The organism is Gordonia neofelifaecis NRRL B-59395 (genome assembly GCF_000192435.1).
Classification (GTDB): Bacteria; Actinomycetota; Actinomycetes; order Mycobacteriales; family Mycobacteriaceae; genus Gordonia; species Gordonia neofelifaecis.
Genome location: NZ_AEUD01000002.1, coordinates 193,489 through 212,428, shown reverse-complemented (window position 1 = coordinate 212,428; position 18,940 = coordinate 193,489). Strand labels below are relative to the sequence as shown.

Here is an 18,940-nt window from a genome sequence, read left to right as displayed (position 1 = left end):
GAGCTGAGAGACAATGACTGAAGCAAAGACCCTCGGCACCGCCTACGACCGCCCGGCCAGCCTGGACGCGCCGAACGCGCCGCGCATCCGCAGCCGCGGCAACTTCGAGAAGAACGCATGGATGTTCATGCGCTTCTCCGGCCTGGCCCTCATCGTCCTGACGTTCGGCCACATGTTCATCATGCTCATGTGGGACAGCGGCGTGCACCGCATCGACGCCTCGTTCGTCGCCGACCGCTGGAAGTCGCCCTTCTGGCAGGTCTGGGACCTCACCATGCTCTGGCTCGCGCAGCTGCACGGCGGCAACGGCGTCCGCACGGTCATCGCCGACTACTCGCGCAAGGACTCCACCCGCTTCTGGCTGAACACCTTGCTCGCCCTGTCGATGATCCTCATCCTCGTGCTGGGCACCTACGCGATCCTCACCTTCGGCAGCGCCAGCTAAGGAGTACTAGAAACCCATGCAGGAACACCGCTATGACGTGGTCATCATCGGCGCCGGCGGCGCCGGTATGCGCGCTGCCATCGAAGCCGCGCCCAAGGCCCGCACCGCAGTCCTGACCAAGCTCTACCCCACCCGCTCCCACACCGGCGCAGCCCAGGGCGGCATGTGCGCCGCCCTCGCGAACGTCGAAGAGGACAACTGGGAGTGGCACACCTTCGACACGGTCAAGGGCGGCGACTACATCGTCGACCAGGACGCCGCGGAGATCATGGCCAAGGAGGCCATCGACGCGGTGCTGGACCTGGAGAAGATGGGTCTGCCGTTCAACCGCACCCCGGAAGGCCGCATCGACCAGCGTCGCTTCGGCGGTCACACCCGTGACCACGGCAAGGCCCCGGTCCGCCGCGCCTGCTACGCCGCCGACCGCACCGGTCACATGATCCTTCAGACGCTCTACCAGAACTGTGTCAAGCACAACGTCGAGTTCTTCAACGAGTTCTACGCACTCGACGTCAACATGACGACCGACGAGAACGGCGAGCCCGTCGCCAACGGTGTCGTCGCCTACGAGCTGGCCACCGGCGAGATCCACGTCTTCCACGCGAAGTCGATCGTGTTCGCCACCGGCGGGTCGGGCCGCATGTACAAGACGACGTCCAACGCGCACACCCTCACCGGTGACGGCATGGGCATCATCTTCCGCAAGGGTCTGCCGCTGGAGGACATGGAGTTCCACCAGTTCCATCCGACAGGCCTCGCGGGCCTGGGCATCCTGATCTCCGAGGCGGTCCGAGGCGAGGGCGGCATCCTCCGCAACGCCGACGGCGAGCGCTTCATGGAGCGCTACGCCCCCACCATCAAGGACCTCGCTCCGCGTGACATCGTCGCCCGGTCGATGGTGCTCGAGGTGCTCGAGGGCCGCGGCGCCGGACCGAACAAGGACTACGTCTACATCGACGTGCGCCACCTCGGCGAGGACGTCCTCAACGAGAAGCTCCCGGACATCACCGAGTTCGCGCGCACCTACCTGGGCGTCGACCCGGTCACCGAGCTGGTCCCGGTGTACCCGACCTGCCACTACGTGATGGGCGGCATCCCGACCAACGTCCGCGGCCAGGTGCTCGCCAACAACGAGCAGATCGTCCACGGCCTGTTCGCGGCCGGCGAGTGCGCCTGCGTGTCGGTCCACGGCGCCAACCGCCTCGGCACCAACTCGCTGCTCGACATCAACGTCTTCGGACGTCGTGCGGGCATCGCGGCGGCCGAGTACGCCAACGAGACGCAGTTCACCGAGCCTGTCGAGAACCCGACCGAGATGGTCGACGGCTGGCTGGCCGGCCTGCTGTCGGAGCACGGCAACGAGCGCGTGGCCGACATCCGCACCGAACTGCAGCAGACCATGGACAACAACGCCTCGGTGTTCCGTACCGACGAGACCCTGAACCGGGCACTCTCCGACGTCCGTGCGCTGAAGGAGCGGTACAACCACATCCGCGTGCACGACAAGGGCAAGCGCTTCAACAGCGACCTGCTCGAGGCCGTCGAGCTGGGCTTCCTGCTCGAGCTGGCCGAGGTCACCGTCGCCGGTGCGCTCAACCGCAAGGAGTCGCGCGGCGGCCACGCGCGCGAGGACTTCCCGAAGCGGAACGACGCCGACTACCTGGTGCACACCATGGCGTACAAGAAGGGCGAAGGCCTGCTCGCCGACATCGAGCTCGACTACAAGCCCGTCGTCCAGACCCGCTACGAGCCGATGGAGCGTAAGTACTGATGACTGCCACACTCGAATCCACCCCGGCGACCAACGAGCCCCCGCTGCCTCCGGTTCCGGCCGAGGCGACGATGGTCACGCTCAAGATCTACCGGTTCAACCCGGAGGATCCCGACGCACAGGGCTTCGAGAGCTTCCGCGTGCCGGCGCTGCCGACCGACCGTCTGCTCAACCTGCTCCTGTACGTGAAGGGCTACCTGGACGGCTCGCTGACCTTCCGTCGCAGCTGCGCCCACGGTGTGTGCGGCTCGGACGCGATGCGGATCAACGGCACCAACCGGCTGGCGTGCAAGCTCCTGATGAAGGACCTGCTGCCGAAGGACTCGTCCAAGGAGATCACCATCACCATCGAGCCCATCAAGGGTCTCCCGGTGGAGAAGGATCTCGTGGTCGACATGGAGCCGTTCTTCGACGCGTACCGCGCGATCAAGCCGTTCCTGATCACCTCTGGCAACGAGCCGACGTACGAGCGCATCCAGAGCCAGGCCGACCGCGCTCGCTTCGACGACACCACCAAGTGCATCCTGTGCGCATGCTGCACCACCAGCTGCCCGGTGTTCTGGAACGAGGGCTCGTACTTCGGCCCGGCCGCGATCGTGAACGCGCACCGCTTCATCTTCGACAGCCGTGACGAGGGTGCCGCCGAGCGTCTCGACATCCTCAACGACGTCGACGGCGTGTGGCGCTGCCGCACCACGTTCAACTGCACCGACGCATGCCCCCGCGGCATCCAGGTGACCCAGGCGATTCAGGAAGTCAAGCGCGCCCTGATGTTCGCCCGCTAGATCAGCAGACCTTTCTCTGCAGCCCCGACGAGGCCCCCGGATTCTTCCGGGGGCCTCGTCGTCTGTCCCGCCTCGCTGCCCGGTCGCCTCGGTTTCGACTCGCTCCGCTCGCTCAACCAGCGGGTAAGGGTGCGATCTCCGCTGGTAGAGCGAGCGCTCTCCGCGGGTTGAGCGAGCGGAGCGAGTCGAAACCACCAGCCACCCGGACGGGCACGCAACCCCCGACGGTGGCACCGGTAGGGTGACCCTCGTCATGAGCATGTCCGTCTTCAAGCGCACCGCGGCGGTGTTCGCCGCACTCGGCGTGATCGTCGCGTTGTCCGCAGCACCCGCATCCGCCGACCCGGCGGTCGCCGTCACTCCGCCCGTCGCACCGCTGACGACGCCGAACACCGATGCCTGTCCGCACCGGACGGGTACACCGCCTGCGGTCGACGAGTCCGAGGCCGTCGCGCCGGGCGCCACCGCCCCCGCTCCCCTGCCCGTGCCCGACCGCCCCGTGGGCGGTGACCGGCTCGGCGGATGCGGCGTCGTCGCCGATCCGGGGGCCGGCCCGCTCCCCGAGCGTCTCAACTCTGCGGGCTGGCTGATCGCCGACCTCGACTCGGGCCGCGTGATCGCCGCGAAGGACCCGCACGGCCGCTACCGGCCGGCGTCCACCATCAAAGTGCTCCTCGCACTCGTCGCCCTCGACGAACTCCCCCTCGACAAGCAGGTGGAGGCGACACCCGAGGACTGGTCGATGGAGGGCGACTCGTGCGGCATGGGGCCGGGCGGGCACTACACCGTCCGCGATCTGCTGTCCGGTCTCGTGGTGGTCTCCGGCAACGACTGCGCCAATGCTCTCGCCGGACAGCTCGGCGGGCACGACGCGGCGCTGGCCAAGATGAACGCGAAAGCCGCCGAGCTCGGCGCCCGGGACACACGTGCGACCAGTCCGTCCGGCCTCGACGCACCGGGCATGTCGACCTCGCCCTACGACCTCGCCCTTCTGTTCCGGGAGGCGATGGGCAACGCGACGTTCCGGCAGTTGATCTCGATGAAGAACTACACCTTCCCCGGCTACCCGAAGCGACCGGACGTGCCCGACGACGTCGACCACCCCGCCTGGACCATGGGCACGTCGAATCCGCTGCTCCGCGACGACTGGCCCGGCATGCTCGGCGGCAAGACCGGGTACACCGACGACGCGCTGAAGACGTTCGTCGGCGCGGCCGAACGGAACGGCCGGCGGATCGTGATCACCCAAATGTACGGCCTGAACGAGGCGGACAACATGTACGCGCAGCAGGCCGAGCGCATGTTCGACTACGGATTCGCCGCCCCCGAGTCGGTCGATGCGGGCACGCTGGCGGTGTCAGCGCATGAGGAACACGACTCCGATGTCGAGGCGGTCCTGGAGCACGACGACGCCTCGCCGCTGTCCGTGTGGGCGATCGGCCTGATCGCCTTCGCCGCCGTCTGTCTGACATCCGCCGCGGTGCTCTGGCGAAGGCGGTCGCCGCGCTGAGTCAGCGATCCCCGCGGCGCCGTCGACCGAGGATGCCGGCGACCGCGGCTCCGATGCCCGCTGCGGCCATCAAGCGGCGCGCCTGCTTCGCCGGCTCGGCTTCATAGACCGGCGCCAGCACGACCGTCTGCGGTTCTGGCTCGGCGGGCGGCTCCACCTCGTCGACGATCAGATACTGCTCGTTGCGCGGATCCGCGGCGCTCCACGCGGCCGCGTAGAGAACGATCCGCGAGGCTAGGTAGGCGAACACCATCACGCCGATGATCGGACCGAACGCGGTGCCCGCCGGGCTTCCCAGGACACTCTGCAGATACAGGCTGCTCACCGATTTGAGGATCTCGAAGATCACCGCTGTGCCGAGCGCTGGCCACACGATCGCCCGGACCGACACCGCGCACCTCGGCATCCACGCGAGGACCACGATGAACAGCACCCAGGTCGCCGAGACCGCGATGATCACCGACGACGCCTTCAACAGGAACGACGTGACGCCGCTATCCGGGATCCCGACGAACTCCAGGATCTGCCGGCCGAGCGGTCCGGTGGAGACGATGTTCATCGCGATCGTCGTGAGGAAGAGCAGTCCGAGCACCGCGAACGTGCCGAGGTCGTACACCTTCGCCAGGACCGCGTTACGCTTCACCCGCCCGCCCCACATCTCGGTGAGACCGTTTCGCATCAACGTCATCCATCCGATTCCGGCCAGGGCCGCGGAAATCAAACCGATGACTCCGACCGTCCTACGCGAAGCAATCGCGGAATCGATCACCGAATTCAGCTGCTCCCCGAGTGCCCCCGGGACGTGCTCGACGATCGCGTCGGTGATGTCGGTCAGGAGCGTCGGATTCCACACCAGAACGAACGCGGCGATCGCGAACGACACCATCATCACCGGCACCAGCGAGAGGATTCCGATGAAACTGATCGCCGCGGCGTAGGCGTTCCCGCGGCGATGGTTGTATCTGTCGAGCGTCGCGATCACGTGCGCCAGCAGCCCCCAGCGGGCGACCAGATCCTCGTACCATGCCTTCAGTCGGGCGACGATCGCCTTGATGCGGTCCATGCTCCCCTTCGTCCCAGCTGCCCTGTCCCCCGGACAGCGCCGATGGCTCGGACCCTACCCCGTCATCGCCGCCGGTTCACCGCTGTGGGAGCAGGAAGCCGACTTTCTCGTAGACGTCGGCGACGGTCGTCGCCGCGATCTCCCGGGCCCGTGCGGCGCCGTCGGCGAGGATCGCGTCGAGGTGGGCGGTGTCCGCGAGCAGCTCGTCGACGCGTCCGCGCAGCGGCGTGACGAACTCGGTCAGGATGTCGGCGGTCTCGACCTTCAGGTCGCCGTAGCCCTTGCCCTGGTAGGACGCGACGATCTCGTCCATCGCACGCCCGGTCAGCGCTGCCTGAATGGTCAGCAGGTTCGAGACGCCCGGCTTGGCCGTGCGGTCGAAGACGATCTCCCGGTCGTTGTCGGTGACGGCGGACCTGATCTTCTTCGCCGAGCGCTTCGGCTCGTCGAGCAGGTTGATGAGACCGGCATCCGAGTCCGCCGACTTGCTCATCTTGGCGGTCGGATTCTGCAGGTCGTAGATCTTGGCGAACTCCTCGACGATGTACGGCTTCGGCACGGTCAGCGCCTTGCCGTAGCGCTTGTTGAAGCGCTGCGCGAGGTCGCGGGTGAGCTCGAGATGCTGGCGCTGGTCCTCGCCCACCGGCACGCTGTCGACCTGGAAGGCGAGGATGTCGGCGGCCATCAGAATCGGGTAGGTGAACAGGCCGACGCCGGCCGCATCGGTTCCCGACTTGGCGGACTTGTCCTTGAACTGCGTCATGCGGCTCGCTTCACCGAATCCCGTCAGGCAGGTCAGGACCCACGTCAGCTGCGCGATCTCCGGAACGTGCGACTGCACGTAGATCGTCGCCCGCTCCGGGTCCACGCCGACCGCGAGCAGCTGCGCCACACTGCGACGAGTGCGCTCACGCAGCACCTTGGGATCCTGCGGCACCGTGATCGCATGCATGTCCGGGATGAAGTAGAAGGCGTCGAACTCGTCCTGGAGCTGCACCCACTGACGGACCGCGCCGAGGTAGTTCCCGAGGTGGAACGAGTCGCTGGTCGGCTGGATTCCGGACAGGACGCGGCGGCGCGGTTCAGGCGATGTCATGCGTGCAATTGTTTCAGACCGAGCCAACCGGGTTTTCGACAGCCGTCGCGCACCGCCGCGGGCGGTGACGATGACCGTCGATCGGACGACGATTCGGCGTTTTCGTGCCGGTATTTGTGACATGAACGATTATCAGATGGCCGATCGCCCGCGTTGGTTGTTAGTTTCAGGCTTCGTCCGGCTCCGGCCGGCTCCCTCCTTCCCTCCCGAACGGAGCCTCGACACCATGCGCCTCAATCTCCTTCGACGCAGCATCGTCGCTGCCGCGGCCGTCGCCGTCGCCGGCGCCGGCCTGGTCGCCATCCCGTCGGCACTCGCCGGCGATGCCGCTGCGGCCACCTGCACGTCGTCATCGACTGTCAAGAAGACCCTGATCGTCGACTACGGCTTCCAGAAGGCGGTCGCACCTCAGACCGCTCAGAGCGGAACAGCCACCTACTCGCTCTCCGTGAGCACCAGCAGCATCGGCAATCCGTACGTCCAAGGAATTTGGGACATTCCGCCGACCGAACTCAAGGACGTGAAGCCGACCGTCAAGGTCAAGGCCTTCACTCTGATCGGCGGAATCCTCGGCGGCGGCGGAGCGTTCGACAAGCTCATCAACGAGCAGGTCATCGACCCGGCGAACGTTAAGCAGGACGGCCGCAGCTGGAAGATCAACCACACCGGCTGGGCGGTCTACTCGGGCCAGGCCCTCACGGCGGAGTTCTCCTACAAGCTCCCGGCCAGCATTATGGCCGGGAAGCAGCTTCAGAGCGGAGGCGCCGCCTTCCAGGCGACCCCTAAGCCGCCTCTGGGCTACTTGGAGTTCCCGAATCTGACCGCGTGCACCACGGTCCGCGCGCCGAACGCAGGCGAGGCCATCACCGGCAGCCTCGACTCGGCCGGCCTGGGCTCGTCCGAAGGACAGCTGTCCAGCACCGGATCGCTCGCTGACCTGGTGCCCGCCATCATCGGCGGCGCCATCGGCGGCTGATACCCCGACCAGCTCACTCCACGACCCGCTGTCCCGATTCCGGGGCGGCGGGTCGTCGTGCGCGACCAGAAACCCACACCGCGAACAGAAACAGAGATCCCATGTCCCGTTCCGCCGCCACCCGCCTCGTCCTCGCCGCGACCGTATCCGCGCTCATCGCGTCCGGCGCGGCCGCCGTCGCTCCGCAGACGATCGGCGCAGCGAACGCCGCGAGCTGCGACCCCGCCTCCCGTGCCACCAAGAGCGCGCCCGCAGGCGTCACCCACAGCTACTCGAAGGCGGTCAAGGAGACAGCAGGCGCGCTCGCCAAAGTGACGTACCAGATCGATATCGGGACTTCGGGGATCGGGAATCCGTATGTTCACTCGATCACCGACACGCCGCCGAGTGGCTTCGGCAAGCCGACGGCGAAGGTGACCGCGTTCCACCTCGCCGGCGGACTCAAAGAGGAGACCGTTCCCGTGGTGGCCGACGGCACCGGATGGAAAGTCGCGAACTCCGGGTGGTTCGTGAACTCGAGCAACCCGGTGAAGGCCTCGTTCACCTACGACATGCCGCTCTCCAGCATTCCCGGACTCCCCGTGACCAGCGGCGGAATCACCGTCACCGGAACAGTCGGCGTCGGCGCAAGTCTTCCCGACCTGAAAGCGTGCTTCCTCACGCGAGTGATGACGCCGGGTGAGGCGATCGGCAGCATCGGCGACGACCTGTCGAGCTCCGGTTCCACCCATAGCATCATCAGCGACGTGGTCAGCGGCGTCGTGAGCGGGATCCTGTCCGGCGCCGGAAGCTAGGGATCGGCCCGTGGCGCCGGTGCGGCCTCAGCCGAACACCGCCGTCACGGGCGCATGGTCCGACCACCGCAGGTGGTAGGCGTCGGCGCGGTCGACCCATGTCCGCTGCGCACGCTCGGCGAGCGCCGGCGTCGCCAGGTGGTAGTCGATGCGCCAGCCCGCGTCGTTGTCGAACGCCTTCCCGCGCCACGACCACCACGCGTACGGACCGGCGACGTCGCCGTGGTGCGCCCGGGCCAGGTCGACCCAGCCGGCCTCGAGAAGCCCGGCGACCCACTCCCGCTCATGTGGGAGGAAGCCGGCGTTCTTGACGTTGCCCTTCCAGTTCTTGATGTCCCGCTCGTCGGGCGCGATGTTCCAGTCGCCTGCGACCACCGCCAGCCCACCCGACCCGAGCAGTTTGTCGAGATGGGGTCCGAAAGCGGTCAGGAAACGCAGCTTCTCCTCATACTTCTCGACGTCCTTCTCGTTCTCGGTCAGGGCGGCCCCGGTCGGTAGATACAGGCTGGCCGCCGTCACGGTGTCGCCGTCGATATCGAAATCCGCCTCGATGTATCGGCCGGCGACGTCGAACTCCTCACTGCCGAACCCGATGCGGACCGCTGACGGCTGCTGCCGCGACAGAATGCCGACGCCTGCGCGGCCCTTCGCCTCCGACTCGGTGTGCACGAAGTGCCACCCCGCGTCGAGCGCGGGCTGCAATGCCTTGCGCGCCAGTGCGTCGCTCGCCCTGACCTCCTGCATCAGCACGACGTCCGGTGCGGCGGTCTCGAGCCACGGCAGCATGCCGAGGTTCTCTTCCGAACGGTGCTTCACTGCGGCACGGATGCCGTTGACGTTGATCGTGGTGACGGAGAAGGCGGAGGTACTCACAGACCACACCCTATCGGCCGCCTCCGACAGCCCGGCCGCTCGACGACCACGGCGGTCGTCGGCTCGATCAGCACGGGAGGTCGACCAGGTCCTCGCGCTGCGGTGGAGTCGCACCCGACCTGCGCGCGGCCAGCACCGCGATGCCCAGCACCACGACGCCGCACAGCGCGAGGCCCGCTCCAACCAACGACGGAGCGCGGTACCCGAGCCCCTGCGCGATCACCAGGCCGCCCAGCCACGCACCGAGGGCGTTCGCCACGTTCAGCGCGGAGTGATTGAGCGCCGCGGCGATCGTCTGAGCATCGTGCGCGACGTCCATCAAGCGGGTCTGCAGGCCGGGGATCGCGGTCGACCCCGCACAGCCGACGAAGAAGGTCACGATCACCGCGGGCCATCCCGTGGAGACGAGCAGCGCGAAGAGCACCAGCGTCACCGCGGCGCCCGCCATGCCGATGCCGATGGCGCGGTCGCCCATCCGATCGGCGAGCCGCCCGCCGAGGAAGTTGCCCGCGACCATGCCGGCGCCGAACAGCATGAGCGCGATCGGGACCGCGCTCTCCGACAATCCGCCGAGCGAGGTCAGCGCCGTGTTCAAGTAGGTGTAGAAAGCGAAGAACCCGCCGAAGCCGATCGTGCCGACCAGCAACGTCAGCCAGATCTGGCTGTGCCGGAGCCCGCCGAGCTCGGTCCGCGGATCCGTGGTGCGCATCGACCGGAGGTCGGGCACCACGCGCCACAGCGCTACCACGGTGACCGCCCCGATCACCACCACCAGACCGAGCGCGACCCGCCAGCCGAGCGACTGGCCGAGCCACGTGGCGACGGGGACGCCGAGGACGTTCGCCACCGAGAGGCCCATCATCACCTGTCCGACGGCCTGCGCGCGCTTGCCGGGACCGGCCAGATGAGCAGCGACCAGCGAGGCGACGCCGAAGTACGCGCCGTGCGGCAGACCGGCGATGAACCGAGTCGCCATGAGCATCGGGTACGACTGCGCCACCAGGCTGAGCGCATTGCCCACGGTGAACGCGATCATCAATCCGATCAGTAGCGTGCGGCGTGACACGCGCGCGGCCAGCACCGCGATGAGGGGTGCGCCGACCACCACACCGAGCGCATACGCGGAGATCAGGTGTCCTGCGGTCGGCTCGGTGATGCCCAGGTCGGAGGCGATGTTCGGCAACAGGCCCATCGCGACGAACTCGGTGGTCCCGATTCCGAAGCCACCGAGCGCGAGGGCGAGGATCACCCACCCGACGCGCCGCGAACGGGTCTCGGCGGCGGGCTGGTCGACGGCGTCGTTCAGATCAGAGCTCACCCGTGGCGCAACACCGACGGGCCGTCGACCATTCCGCCCGGTGCCGGTGACATCCACCACGCCGCCCCGGCGGGCGATCCCACGGCGGATTCGGCGAATTGGCTTCATCGCCGACAAATGAGGTAGAACACGTTGTCATCTGATTTCCCGGAAAAGGAGTCCCGCGTTGAATTCCGCCAGTCGGTCTGGCCTGCCTCTGATCACCGCCGTCGAAGCACTCTTCGCCCCGGCCGTTCTGGAGCCACCCGACAAGTAGGAGATCGTCTCGCTACCTCGAAAATCGGATGCCGGCAACGGTATTCGGCGACTGAGAAAGTGAATTCGCCTCCAAATGGATATTCAACAATTGTCCGGGCCGATCGTCGTCGGCCTGTTCATCGCGTTCTTCGGAACCAGCCTGGTCATCGCCATGCGAATCAGCAAGAAGAGCGAGAACGCCGACAGCTACATGACCGCGGGCGGCAACATCGGCTTCGGCATCTCGTCGGCGTCGATGACCGCGACCTGGATCTGGGCCGCGTCGATGTACGCGTCCGCGACCTCCGGTTTCACCTACGGGATCTCCGGCCCGATCCACTACGGATTGTGGGGTGCCCTCATGATCCTCCTCATCTACCCGTTCGGCCGCCGGATCCGGCAGGTCGCACCCCGCGCGCACACCATCGCCGAGGTGATGTTCGCCCGGCACGGACGGTCGAGCCAGTTGCTGCTCGCCGGCTCGAACATCCTCGGCAGCATCATCAGCCTCACCGCGAATCTGATCGCGGGCGGCGCGCTGATCGACATGCTGTCCCCGTTCAGCTTCACCCAGGGCATCGTCGCCATCGCAGGCGGAATCTTGCTGTACACCCTGTGGTCGGGGTTCCGAGCGTCGGTCCTGACCGATTTCGTGCAGGTCGTCTTCATGCTCGGCGCGGTCGTCATCATCATTCCCGTCGTATTCTTCAGTGCGGGCGGCCCGGAGATGTTCACCACCGGGGCGGCGAATCTGACGAACGAGCAGTCGAATTTCTTCTCGTCGGAGGCCTTCTTCAATCAGGGCGCCCCGTACATCGCCGCAGTTCTCGCGTATGCGATCGGTAATCAGACGATTGCGCAGCGCCTTTTCGCGGTCCGCGAGGACCTGATCAAGAAGACCTTCGTCACCGCGACATTCGGCTACGGGTCCACCATCATCGGCATCGGAATGCTCGGAGTCATCGCGCTGTACGCGGGCGTGACCCCGCTGGACGACGACGTCAACAATCTGATTCCGCAGATGGCCGCGACGTACCTGAGTCCGGCTCTGCTGTGTCTGTTCTTCATCATGATCATCGGCTCGCTGTCCTCGACGGCCGACGCCGATCTGACCGCACTCGCATCGATCGTGATGGCCGACGTCTACGGCCAGCAGGTCGGCCGGACCAAGGCGGACCCGGCCAAGATGGTCCTCATCGGCCGCATCACCATGATCGTCGCGATCAGCGCGGCGCTGTACTTCGCGGGGTCGGACCTCAACATCCTCGATCTACTGGTGTTCGTCGGCGCACTGTGGGGCGCCCTGGTGTTCCCCGTGATCGCCAGTTTCTACTGGGACCGGGTCACGAACGTCGCCTTCAGCGTCGCGGTGGTCGCCGCGCTCGCCCTGTTCCTACCGGTCCGCTTCTCGTGGATCGACATGAGCGGCGCGGTCGGCGTCACCTTCGACGTGCTCGCGACCGTCGGCATCGGCGTCGTCTTCGCGCTGATGGCCTTCGGCTTCTTCGGCCTGCGAGTCGCCGTCGTCGTGGGTGTGGTCTCGACCCTGGCCGCCGCCCCGTGGAGCATCGGGCTGCTGCACGACTACGCGGTCCTGTCCGGATCGCTGGTCTCCTACTCGGTGAGCACCATCGTCTGCGTCGCCCTGACGATGCTGAACCGCAGGCGACGGTTCGATTTCGCCGAGATCGCCCACACCACCGGCGATTTCGACGACAGGGGCGACGCAGCGCTGCCCGAGGCCGCCGAACCGTCGCCGGCCGACTCCCGCGGCGACGAACCGCTTTCCGCCGCCGCAGTCTCTGGAAAGGACGACTGATGACCACGTTCTGGATGACCGTCTACGTACTGATCTGGCCGGTGCTGACCGCGGGCACCCTCGGGGTGATCATCCGCGCCTTCTACAAGGAGTGGCGCGCCGCGCGGAAGGACGGGCGCGACATGATCTGACGGGAGACGCGCCGCTACCGCAGCGCCGCCTGCAGGTTCTCGTCGAGCGCGCCGAGGAACTCCTCGGTGGTCAGATACGCCTGATCGCCGCCGACCAGGAGCGCGAGATCCTTCGTCATCTTCCCCGCCTCCACGGTCTTGATGACCACGTCCTCGAGCCGCTCGGCGAACTCCCGGACCTCCGGGGTGTTGTCGAGTTTCCCCCGGTGGTCGAGGCCGCGCGTCCAGGCGAAGATCGAGGCGATCGGATTCGTCGACGTGGGCTTGCCCTGCTGATGCTGTCGGTAGTGGCGCGTCACCGTGCCGTGCGCGGCCTCGGCCTCGCATGTGCGGCCGTCCGGGGTCATCAGGACCGACGTCATCAGCCCGAGCGAACCGTAGCCCTGGGCGACGGTGTCGGACTGAACGTCGCCGTCGTAGTTCTTGCAGGCCCAGACGTAACCGCCTTCCCACTTCAGGGAGGAGGCGACCATGTCGTCGATCAGACGATGCTCGTAGTGCAGGCCGGCCGCGTCGAACTCGGTCTTGAACTCGCGCTCGAAGACGTCGGCGAAGATGTCCTTGAACGCGCCGTCGTACGCCTTGAGGATCGTGTTCTTGGTCGACAGGTACACCGGATAGTTCCGCTGGAGTCCGTAGTTGAACGACGCCCGCGCGAAGTCCTCGATGGACTTGTTGAAGTTGTACATGCCCATCACGACGCCGCCGGCGTCGTCCATCTGCACCACTTCGTGCTCGATCGGCGCACTGCCGTCGGCGGGGGTGTACGTGATGGTCACCGTTCCCGCACCGGGGACCTTGAAGTCCGTGGCGCGGTACTGGTCACCGAAGGCATGACGACCGACGACCACCGGTTTCGTCCAGCCCGGGACCAGTCGCGGCACGTTGGAGATCAGGATCGGTGCCCGGAAAATGGTCCCGCCGAGGATGTTCCGAATCGTGCCGTTGGGCGATCGCCACATCTTCTTCAGGCCGAACTCTTCGACGCGGGCCTCGTCCGGGGTGATCGTCGCGCACTTGACGCCCACGCCGTGGCGCTGGATCGCGTGCGCCGCGTCGACGGTCACCTGGTCGTCGGTGGCGTCTCGGTGCTCGATGCCGAGGTCGTAGTACTCGAGGTCGATGTCGAGATAGGGATGGATCAGCTTCTCTTTGATGAACTGCCAGATGATGCGGGTCATCTCGTCGCCGTCCAGTTCCACGACGGTGCCTTCGACTTTGATCTTCCCCATGCGGTTCAGCGCCCTCCTCGGCTGTCCGATCGCAGCGAACGGCGTGCTCAGCACCCGTTCGAGTCAAACGTAGTACGGTCGCCCACCCGACACCGACAGGCCTCAAACAGAACGCCCGTACTGTTTAACCGAGCATATCCCATCGCCGCGGCCGAACCGGGCGAGCGCGCCGCGCGAGGGCCCGTTTCGGCCGCGGCGCCTACACCGTCCGCACCGGGCCGCCTGCCTCCGCGGCCCGGCGGACCTCGACGGTCGGCTGCTCGGTCGGTGTCTGCTGACGCAGCACCGCATTGTCCGGCGCGCCCCGGCCCATCAGGTTCGACGGATTCAGCACCACGTCTCCCGCGCGCCGGGCGTCGATCGTCGGGCCACCGACCGACACTCCCACCGGGCCCGCACCGAGGCCGGCCTCGATGCGGTTCTCCGATCCCACCCGCTGGGACAGCTCCGCGTGCAGCAGATCGGGACGGCCCACGCGGACCTCTACCCCCAGATCCCCGCTCGACGAATCCGGGCCGGCGCCCACCAGCGGCCGCAACGTCGACAGCCGCACATGCTCCGGCAGATCCGCGACCACCCGTCGGTCCACCACCCGAGTCACCACCGGCCCGACCGCCGCACCCACCTGGGGAATCCGGCCCGTCAAAGTTCCCAGCGACGAGCGCTGCTCGACGACGCAGTCACGCGTCGTCCCCTGCTGCACGCAACGCGTCTGACCCCACGTCGACGGCGCGCGACCCATCCGCGCCGGGTAGTAACCGTGCTTGACCCAGTATCCAGCCAGTCCGTCGACCGCGCCGATCGGATCGGCGAGGGGATCGGGAACGTCGCAGACGCCGTCGCCGCGGACGCACACCTGGGTCACCGGCACCGAACCGAATCCGCCGTCCCGCGGTCCCGACATCAGGATCCCGGGGATCAACCCGATCAGCGTGTTCTCCACACCCGCCGAACGACCACGACCGTCCCGCCGCGGATCCGAGTACAACTCCCCCGACAGTCCCGCCGTCCGCACCGTCCGCATCCGGCCGTTCACCCGCATCGGCTTCGACCGCCCGTTGGCCGCGTCCGACAGCACATCGCCGGCCACCCGCGCGCCCTGCGAGTACCCGGCCACCACCACGGGACGGCCCGGGCACCGCGACTGATAGTCGATGATCGCCCGCTCGGTCGCGGCCTTCCCGACCGCGACATCGTCGTTGTAACTGATCGGCCCCAACGGCCACAGGTTCGTCGGATACTCCACATAGGTCACCCGATACCCCTGCGCGGCGTAGCGGTTGCCCACACCCGCCACGCCACCGCTGCGAGCTCCGTCAGAATCGCGTGGCGCCTGGGTACCCGCGACGACCACCGCGCCACCCCGACCGCAGCCGTCTGCGGACGCACCGCCGGCCGACGCGGCCATGCCGGTCAAAGCGGCACCGAGAACCACAGCTGAGGCGAGAACTGTTGGAAGCAAGGAGAGTTGGGCAGCACCACCGACCGCCGACGCCCTGAGGGCCGAATACTTGATCACGGAAGGAAATTGTTGGGACGCCCGTTCGCCGGACCAGCGACCCAGATCACATATCCCTCAGTGTTCGCCGAATGTGAACCGGCAGTTGGTAACGGAGGTCTTTCCGATGGAAACGCTTAATCGAACGGCCATCACCGATAGTCTTGGCGGATCGATATCGGCGGTGTAGTCCGTCGATGACGCGTGCCGCGACCCCGGCGAAACGGCGGTTACCACACCGTCCAACGACGCAACAGAGTTAAATGCACCGGCGGTCGAGCCGTTTCAGCCGCCGACGCGGGTTGATATATCCTCAGCAACAGGTCATGAGCATCAGCGCACAGCCCCGGCTTGCTGATCGGCAACCCTCCATCCGCGGTGGGGTGCTCCGGGTGATGACCTGGCTGCGACGGAAGTCGCCGCAGCAAGCGCGGGTCCGATGGTCGGACCCAACAACAGGGCCCGTTACGGGTCACCGACCGAAGAAAGTGATTGACGTCCATGTCTGACGCCGCGAATTGGAGCTTCGAGACCACCCAGGTGCACGCCGGGCAGGTGGTCGACGAGACGACGAAAGCACGCGCACTGCCGATCTACCAGACCACGTCGTACGTTTTCGACAACACCGATCACGCCGCGAACCTGTTCGCTCTGGCCGAACCGGGCAACATCTACACGCGCATCATGAACCCGACTCAGGACACCGTCGAGCAGCGCCTGGCAGCGCTCGGCGGCGGCGTCGCCGCCCTGCTCGTCGCGTCCGGACAGGCCGCGACCACGTACGCGATCCAGAACATCGTCGAGGCCGGCGGTCACGTCGTCTCGAGCCCGCGCATCTACGGCGGCACGTACAACCTGTTCCGTTACACGCTCCCGAAGTTCGGCATCGAGGTGTCCTTCGTCGAGGACCCCGACGACCTCGAGTCGTGGAAGTCCGCGATCAAGCCGAACACCCGCGCGGTGTTCGCCGAGACCATCTCGAATCCGCACAACCAGATCCTCGACATCGCGGGTCTGGCGGAGATCGCCCACGGCAACGGTCTTCCGCTGATCGTCGACAACACCGTCGCGACACCGTATCTGCTGAATCCGATCGAGCACGGCGCCGATGTCGTCGTCCATTCCGCGACCAAGTACATCGGCGGTCACGGCACGGCGATCGGCGGCGTGATCATCGACGGCGGCACCTTCGACTGGCGCGTCCAGCGTGACGGCCAGGACCTGTTCCCCGGCTTCACCACGCCCGACCCGAGCTACAACGGCGTCGTGTTCGCCGACCTCGGCGCGCCGGCGTACGCGCTCAAGGCCCGAACCCAGCTGCTCCGCGACACCGGCTCGGCCATCTCGCCGTTCAACGCCTTCCTGCTGGCCCAGGGCATCGAGACCTTGAGCCTCCGCGTGGAGCGCCACGTGGCGAACGCGCAGAAGGTCGCCGAGTTCCTCGAAGCGAACGACCAGGTCACCTCGGTCTCGTACGCCGGCCTGAAGTCGTCGCCGTACTACGAGCGGGCCCAGCAGCTGTTGCCGAAGGGCGCGGGCGCCATCATCGGCTTCGAGATCGAGGGCGGCGTCGAGGCGGGCAAGGCGTTCGTGAACGCGCTGACTCTGCACAGTCACGTCGCGAACATCGGCGACGTCCGCTCGCTGGTCATCCACCCGGCTTCGACGACGCACAGCCAGCTGTCGCCGGAAGAGCAGCTCGCCGCGGGTGTCACTCCCGGACTGGTGCGCCTCGCCGTCGGCATCGAGGGCATCGACGACATCCTCGCCGACCTGACCTCGGGCTTCGCCGCAGCCGCGGGAGTCAAGTAGACAGTGCTTCGTCCACGGAAGGGAGAGGTCGGGTGTCGGTGAGCATCGACCCGGCCACGACGGTGAGCGATCCGGAATGGGCCCAGCGCCCCGACGGTTCGCAGATCAGCGTCTCGATCGGCGACTTGGCACTCGATTCGGGTGCCGAGCTCGCCGACGTCACCGTCACCTTCCAGAAGTGGGGAACGCCGAACGCCGCGAAGGACAACATCGTCCTCGCGCTGCATGCGCTGACCGGCAATTCACACGTCACCGGCCCGGCCGACGACCGGTTCTCGATGACAGGATGGTGGGACGGGCTGATCGGCCCCGGCTGCGCCGTCGACACCGATGAATGGTGCGTGCTCGCTCCCAATTCGATCGGCGGATGCTACGGCTCCACCGGCCCAGGGTCGGTCGCGCCGGACGGTGAACCGTGGGGGTCGCGATTCCCCCGGCTGACCGTGCGGGACCTGACGCGGTCGGAGGAGATCGCGTTCCGATCGCTGGGCATCACACGATTCGCCGCGGTGGCCGGCGGCTCGATGGGCGGTGCCCGCGCACTCGAATGGGCCGTCACCTACCCCGACAGTGTCGGCGCCGCGCTGGTGCTGGCCGTCGGTGCACGGGCGAGCGCCGATCAGATCGGCACCCAGACCACGCAGATCGAAGCCATCAAGGCCGATCCGGCGTGGCGGGGCGGCGACTACTACGGCAGCGGATCGTCGCCGAGCACCGGGATGGGGATCGCTCGCCGGATCGCCCATCTGAGCTATCGCAACGACCGAGAACTCGACGAGCGATTCGAGAACTCGGCCCAGGGCGAGGAGGATCCGCTCGTCGACGGGCGCTATTCGGTGGCCAGTTACCTGGAGCATCAGGCCGAGAAGCTCAAACGGCGCTTCGATCCGGGCAGCTACGTCGTGCTGTCGGACGTGTTGAACAACCACGACGTCGGCCGCGGTCGCGGCGGCGTGACTGCGGCATTGAACGCGTGCCCCGTCCCGACGATCGTCGGCGGCATCGACTCAGACCGCCTCTATCCGCTCTACCAGCAGGAAGAGCTCGCTCGCGAGTTGGGCAACTGTGTCGGCGGCCTGCACGTGATCCATTCGGACGCCGGGCACGACGGCTTCCTCACGGAGTTCGAGCCGATCCGACGGCTGCTCGTCGAAACCATGGAGCTGGCGCGGAAGCAGCGCTGACGCCGACCTCTCACATCTCCGACGACGCCACCCAGTACTCGGTGAAGACGCCGTCGCGGACGGTCAGGATGTCGTTGCCGGACAGATACGCGATCTGACCGTCGGGCATCGTCCCCTGGCCCGCCCACCGGCCGGCGACGTAGCCGTCCGCGGCGAACGGTCCGACCTCCACCTCGAAGACGAGGTCGCGGTACGTCGACTTGGTCGCATCGATCAGTGCGGCGAGCTTGCCCGGCCCGGACACTTCCGCACTCGGCCAGTGACCGAGGAAGTCGTCGCTGACCAGTTCCTGAGCGACGGCTTTCAGCGTCTCCCGATCCGCCGGACCGTTCCACAGCTCGTCGATCCAGCGGCGATAGAGCTCGCGGGCATCGTCGGTCGAATCACTCATGCTCC

At 67.1% G+C, this 18,940-nt stretch carries 17 protein-coding genes and 1 riboswitch; of the genes, 10 read left to right on the top strand and 7 right to left on the bottom strand.

Annotation, left to right across the window (positions count from 1 at the left end):
* Nucleotides 1-13 precede the first annotated feature (13 nt).
* From SCNU_RS03310 to SCNU_RS03295, 4 genes are all read left to right on the top strand, one after another.
* Complete coding sequence (locus tag SCNU_RS03310; RefSeq protein ID WP_009677938.1) at nucleotides 14-445, top strand: succinate dehydrogenase hydrophobic membrane anchor subunit; 432 nt, start codon at nucleotides 14-16, stop codon at nucleotides 443-445.
* A gap of 16 nt (nucleotides 446-461) precedes the next feature.
* A complete protein-coding gene (gene sdhA / locus SCNU_RS03305; RefSeq protein WP_009677937.1) occupies nucleotides 462-2,216 on the top strand; it encodes a succinate dehydrogenase flavoprotein subunit in 1,755 nt (584 codons plus the stop codon).
* Nucleotides 2,216-3,001, top strand: a complete 786-nt coding sequence (locus tag SCNU_RS03300; protein WP_009677936.1) for a succinate dehydrogenase iron-sulfur subunit — start codon at nucleotides 2,216-2,218, stop codon at nucleotides 2,999-3,001. Before sdhA ends, SCNU_RS03300 begins: the two co-directional genes overlap by 1 nt.
* 253 nt (nucleotides 3,002-3,254) lie before the next feature.
* Nucleotides 3,255-4,511, top strand: coding sequence for a D-alanyl-D-alanine carboxypeptidase family protein (locus SCNU_RS03295; RefSeq protein WP_040517560.1), 1,257 nt, complete (start codon nucleotides 3,255-3,257; stop codon nucleotides 4,509-4,511).
* 1 nt (nucleotide 4,512) lies between these two features.
* Here the strand turns inward: SCNU_RS03295 and SCNU_RS03290 are convergent, their stop codons facing one another.
* Entirely contained in the window at nucleotides 4,513-5,574 is a 1,062-nt protein-coding gene (locus SCNU_RS03290) for a YhjD/YihY/BrkB family envelope integrity protein (protein ID WP_009677934.1), read from the bottom strand.
* Nucleotides 5,575-5,650: 76 nt separating this feature from the next.
* Entirely contained in the window at nucleotides 5,651-6,670 is a 1,020-nt protein-coding gene (gene trpS, locus SCNU_RS03285) for a tryptophan--tRNA ligase (RefSeq protein WP_009677933.1), read from the bottom strand.
* Between the two features lie 226 nt (nucleotides 6,671-6,896).
* Here trpS and SCNU_RS03280 point away from each other — a divergent pair, with 226 nt between their 5' ends.
* Together SCNU_RS03280 and SCNU_RS03275 are read left to right on the top strand one after the other, a co-directional pair.
* The gene (locus SCNU_RS03280) at nucleotides 6,897-7,646 is read left to right on the top strand and encodes a hypothetical protein (RefSeq protein ID WP_009677932.1); all 750 of its coding nucleotides are present in this window, start codon (nucleotides 6,897-6,899) and stop codon (nucleotides 7,644-7,646) included.
* 101 nt (nucleotides 7,647-7,747) lie between these two features.
* On the top strand, nucleotides 7,748-8,440 hold the full coding sequence (locus SCNU_RS03275) for a hypothetical protein (protein ID WP_009677931.1): 693 nt from the start codon (nucleotides 7,748-7,750) through the stop codon (nucleotides 8,438-8,440).
* Nucleotides 8,441-8,467: 27 nt separating this feature from the next.
* On the opposite strand, the gene SCNU_RS03270 is transcribed toward SCNU_RS03275, so the two are convergent.
* The gene (locus SCNU_RS03270; protein WP_009677930.1) at nucleotides 8,468-9,313 is read right to left on the bottom strand and encodes an exodeoxyribonuclease III; all 846 of its coding nucleotides are present in this window, start codon (nucleotides 9,311-9,313) and stop codon (nucleotides 8,468-8,470) included.
* Nucleotides 9,314-9,380: 67 nt separating this feature from the next.
* A complete protein-coding gene (locus SCNU_RS03265; protein ID WP_009677929.1) occupies nucleotides 9,381-10,631 on the bottom strand; it encodes an MFS transporter in 1,251 nt (416 codons plus the stop codon).
* Nucleotides 10,632-10,962: 331 nt separating this feature from the next.
* Here SCNU_RS03265 and SCNU_RS03260 point away from each other — a divergent pair, with 331 nt between their 5' ends.
* Together SCNU_RS03260 and SCNU_RS20740 are read left to right on the top strand one after the other, a co-directional pair.
* Nucleotides 10,963-12,687: a sodium:solute symporter family transporter gene (locus SCNU_RS03260; RefSeq protein WP_040517498.1), complete on the top strand. Its 1,725-nt coding sequence runs from the start codon at nucleotides 10,963-10,965 to the stop codon at nucleotides 12,685-12,687.
* On the top strand, nucleotides 12,687-12,818 hold the full coding sequence (locus SCNU_RS20740; protein ID WP_009677927.1) for a putative transporter small subunit: 132 nt from the start codon (nucleotides 12,687-12,689) through the stop codon (nucleotides 12,816-12,818). The genes SCNU_RS03260 and SCNU_RS20740 overlap by 1 nt, the downstream gene beginning before the upstream one ends.
* 14 nt (nucleotides 12,819-12,832) lie before the next feature.
* Here SCNU_RS20740 and SCNU_RS03250 read toward each other — a convergent pair whose 3' ends face one another.
* Both SCNU_RS03250 and SCNU_RS03245 read right to left on the bottom strand, forming a co-directional pair.
* Nucleotides 12,833-14,050 carry an NADP-dependent isocitrate dehydrogenase gene (locus SCNU_RS03250; RefSeq protein WP_009677926.1) on the bottom strand — a complete coding sequence of 406 codons (1,218 nt, stop codon included), beginning with the start codon at nucleotides 14,048-14,050 and terminating at the stop codon, nucleotides 12,833-12,835.
* 199 nt (nucleotides 14,051-14,249) lie between these two features.
* Complete coding sequence (locus SCNU_RS03245) at nucleotides 14,250-15,458, bottom strand: cutinase family protein (protein ID WP_009677925.1); 1,209 nt, start codon at nucleotides 15,456-15,458, stop codon at nucleotides 14,250-14,252.
* Nucleotides 15,459-15,870: 412 nt separating this feature from the next.
* Nucleotides 15,871-15,985: riboswitch (SAM riboswitch) on the top strand.
* A gap of 64 nt (nucleotides 15,986-16,049) precedes the next feature.
* Between SCNU_RS03245 and SCNU_RS03240 the strand changes: the two genes are divergently transcribed.
* Complete coding sequence (locus tag SCNU_RS03240) at nucleotides 16,050-17,360, top strand: bifunctional o-acetylhomoserine/o-acetylserine sulfhydrylase (RefSeq protein ID WP_009677924.1); 1,311 nt, start codon at nucleotides 16,050-16,052, stop codon at nucleotides 17,358-17,360.
* 32 nt (nucleotides 17,361-17,392) lie between these two features.
* Nucleotides 17,393-18,544 carry a homoserine O-acetyltransferase MetX gene (gene metX / locus SCNU_RS03235; RefSeq protein ID WP_009677923.1) on the top strand — a complete coding sequence of 384 codons (1,152 nt, stop codon included), beginning with the start codon at nucleotides 17,393-17,395 and terminating at the stop codon, nucleotides 18,542-18,544.
* Between the two features lie 10 nt (nucleotides 18,545-18,554).
* Here the strand turns inward: metX and SCNU_RS03230 are convergent, their stop codons facing one another.
* Entirely contained in the window at nucleotides 18,555-18,935 is a 381-nt protein-coding gene (locus SCNU_RS03230; protein ID WP_009677922.1) for a nuclear transport factor 2 family protein, read from the bottom strand.
* Nucleotides 18,936-18,940: the final 5 nt, after the last annotated feature.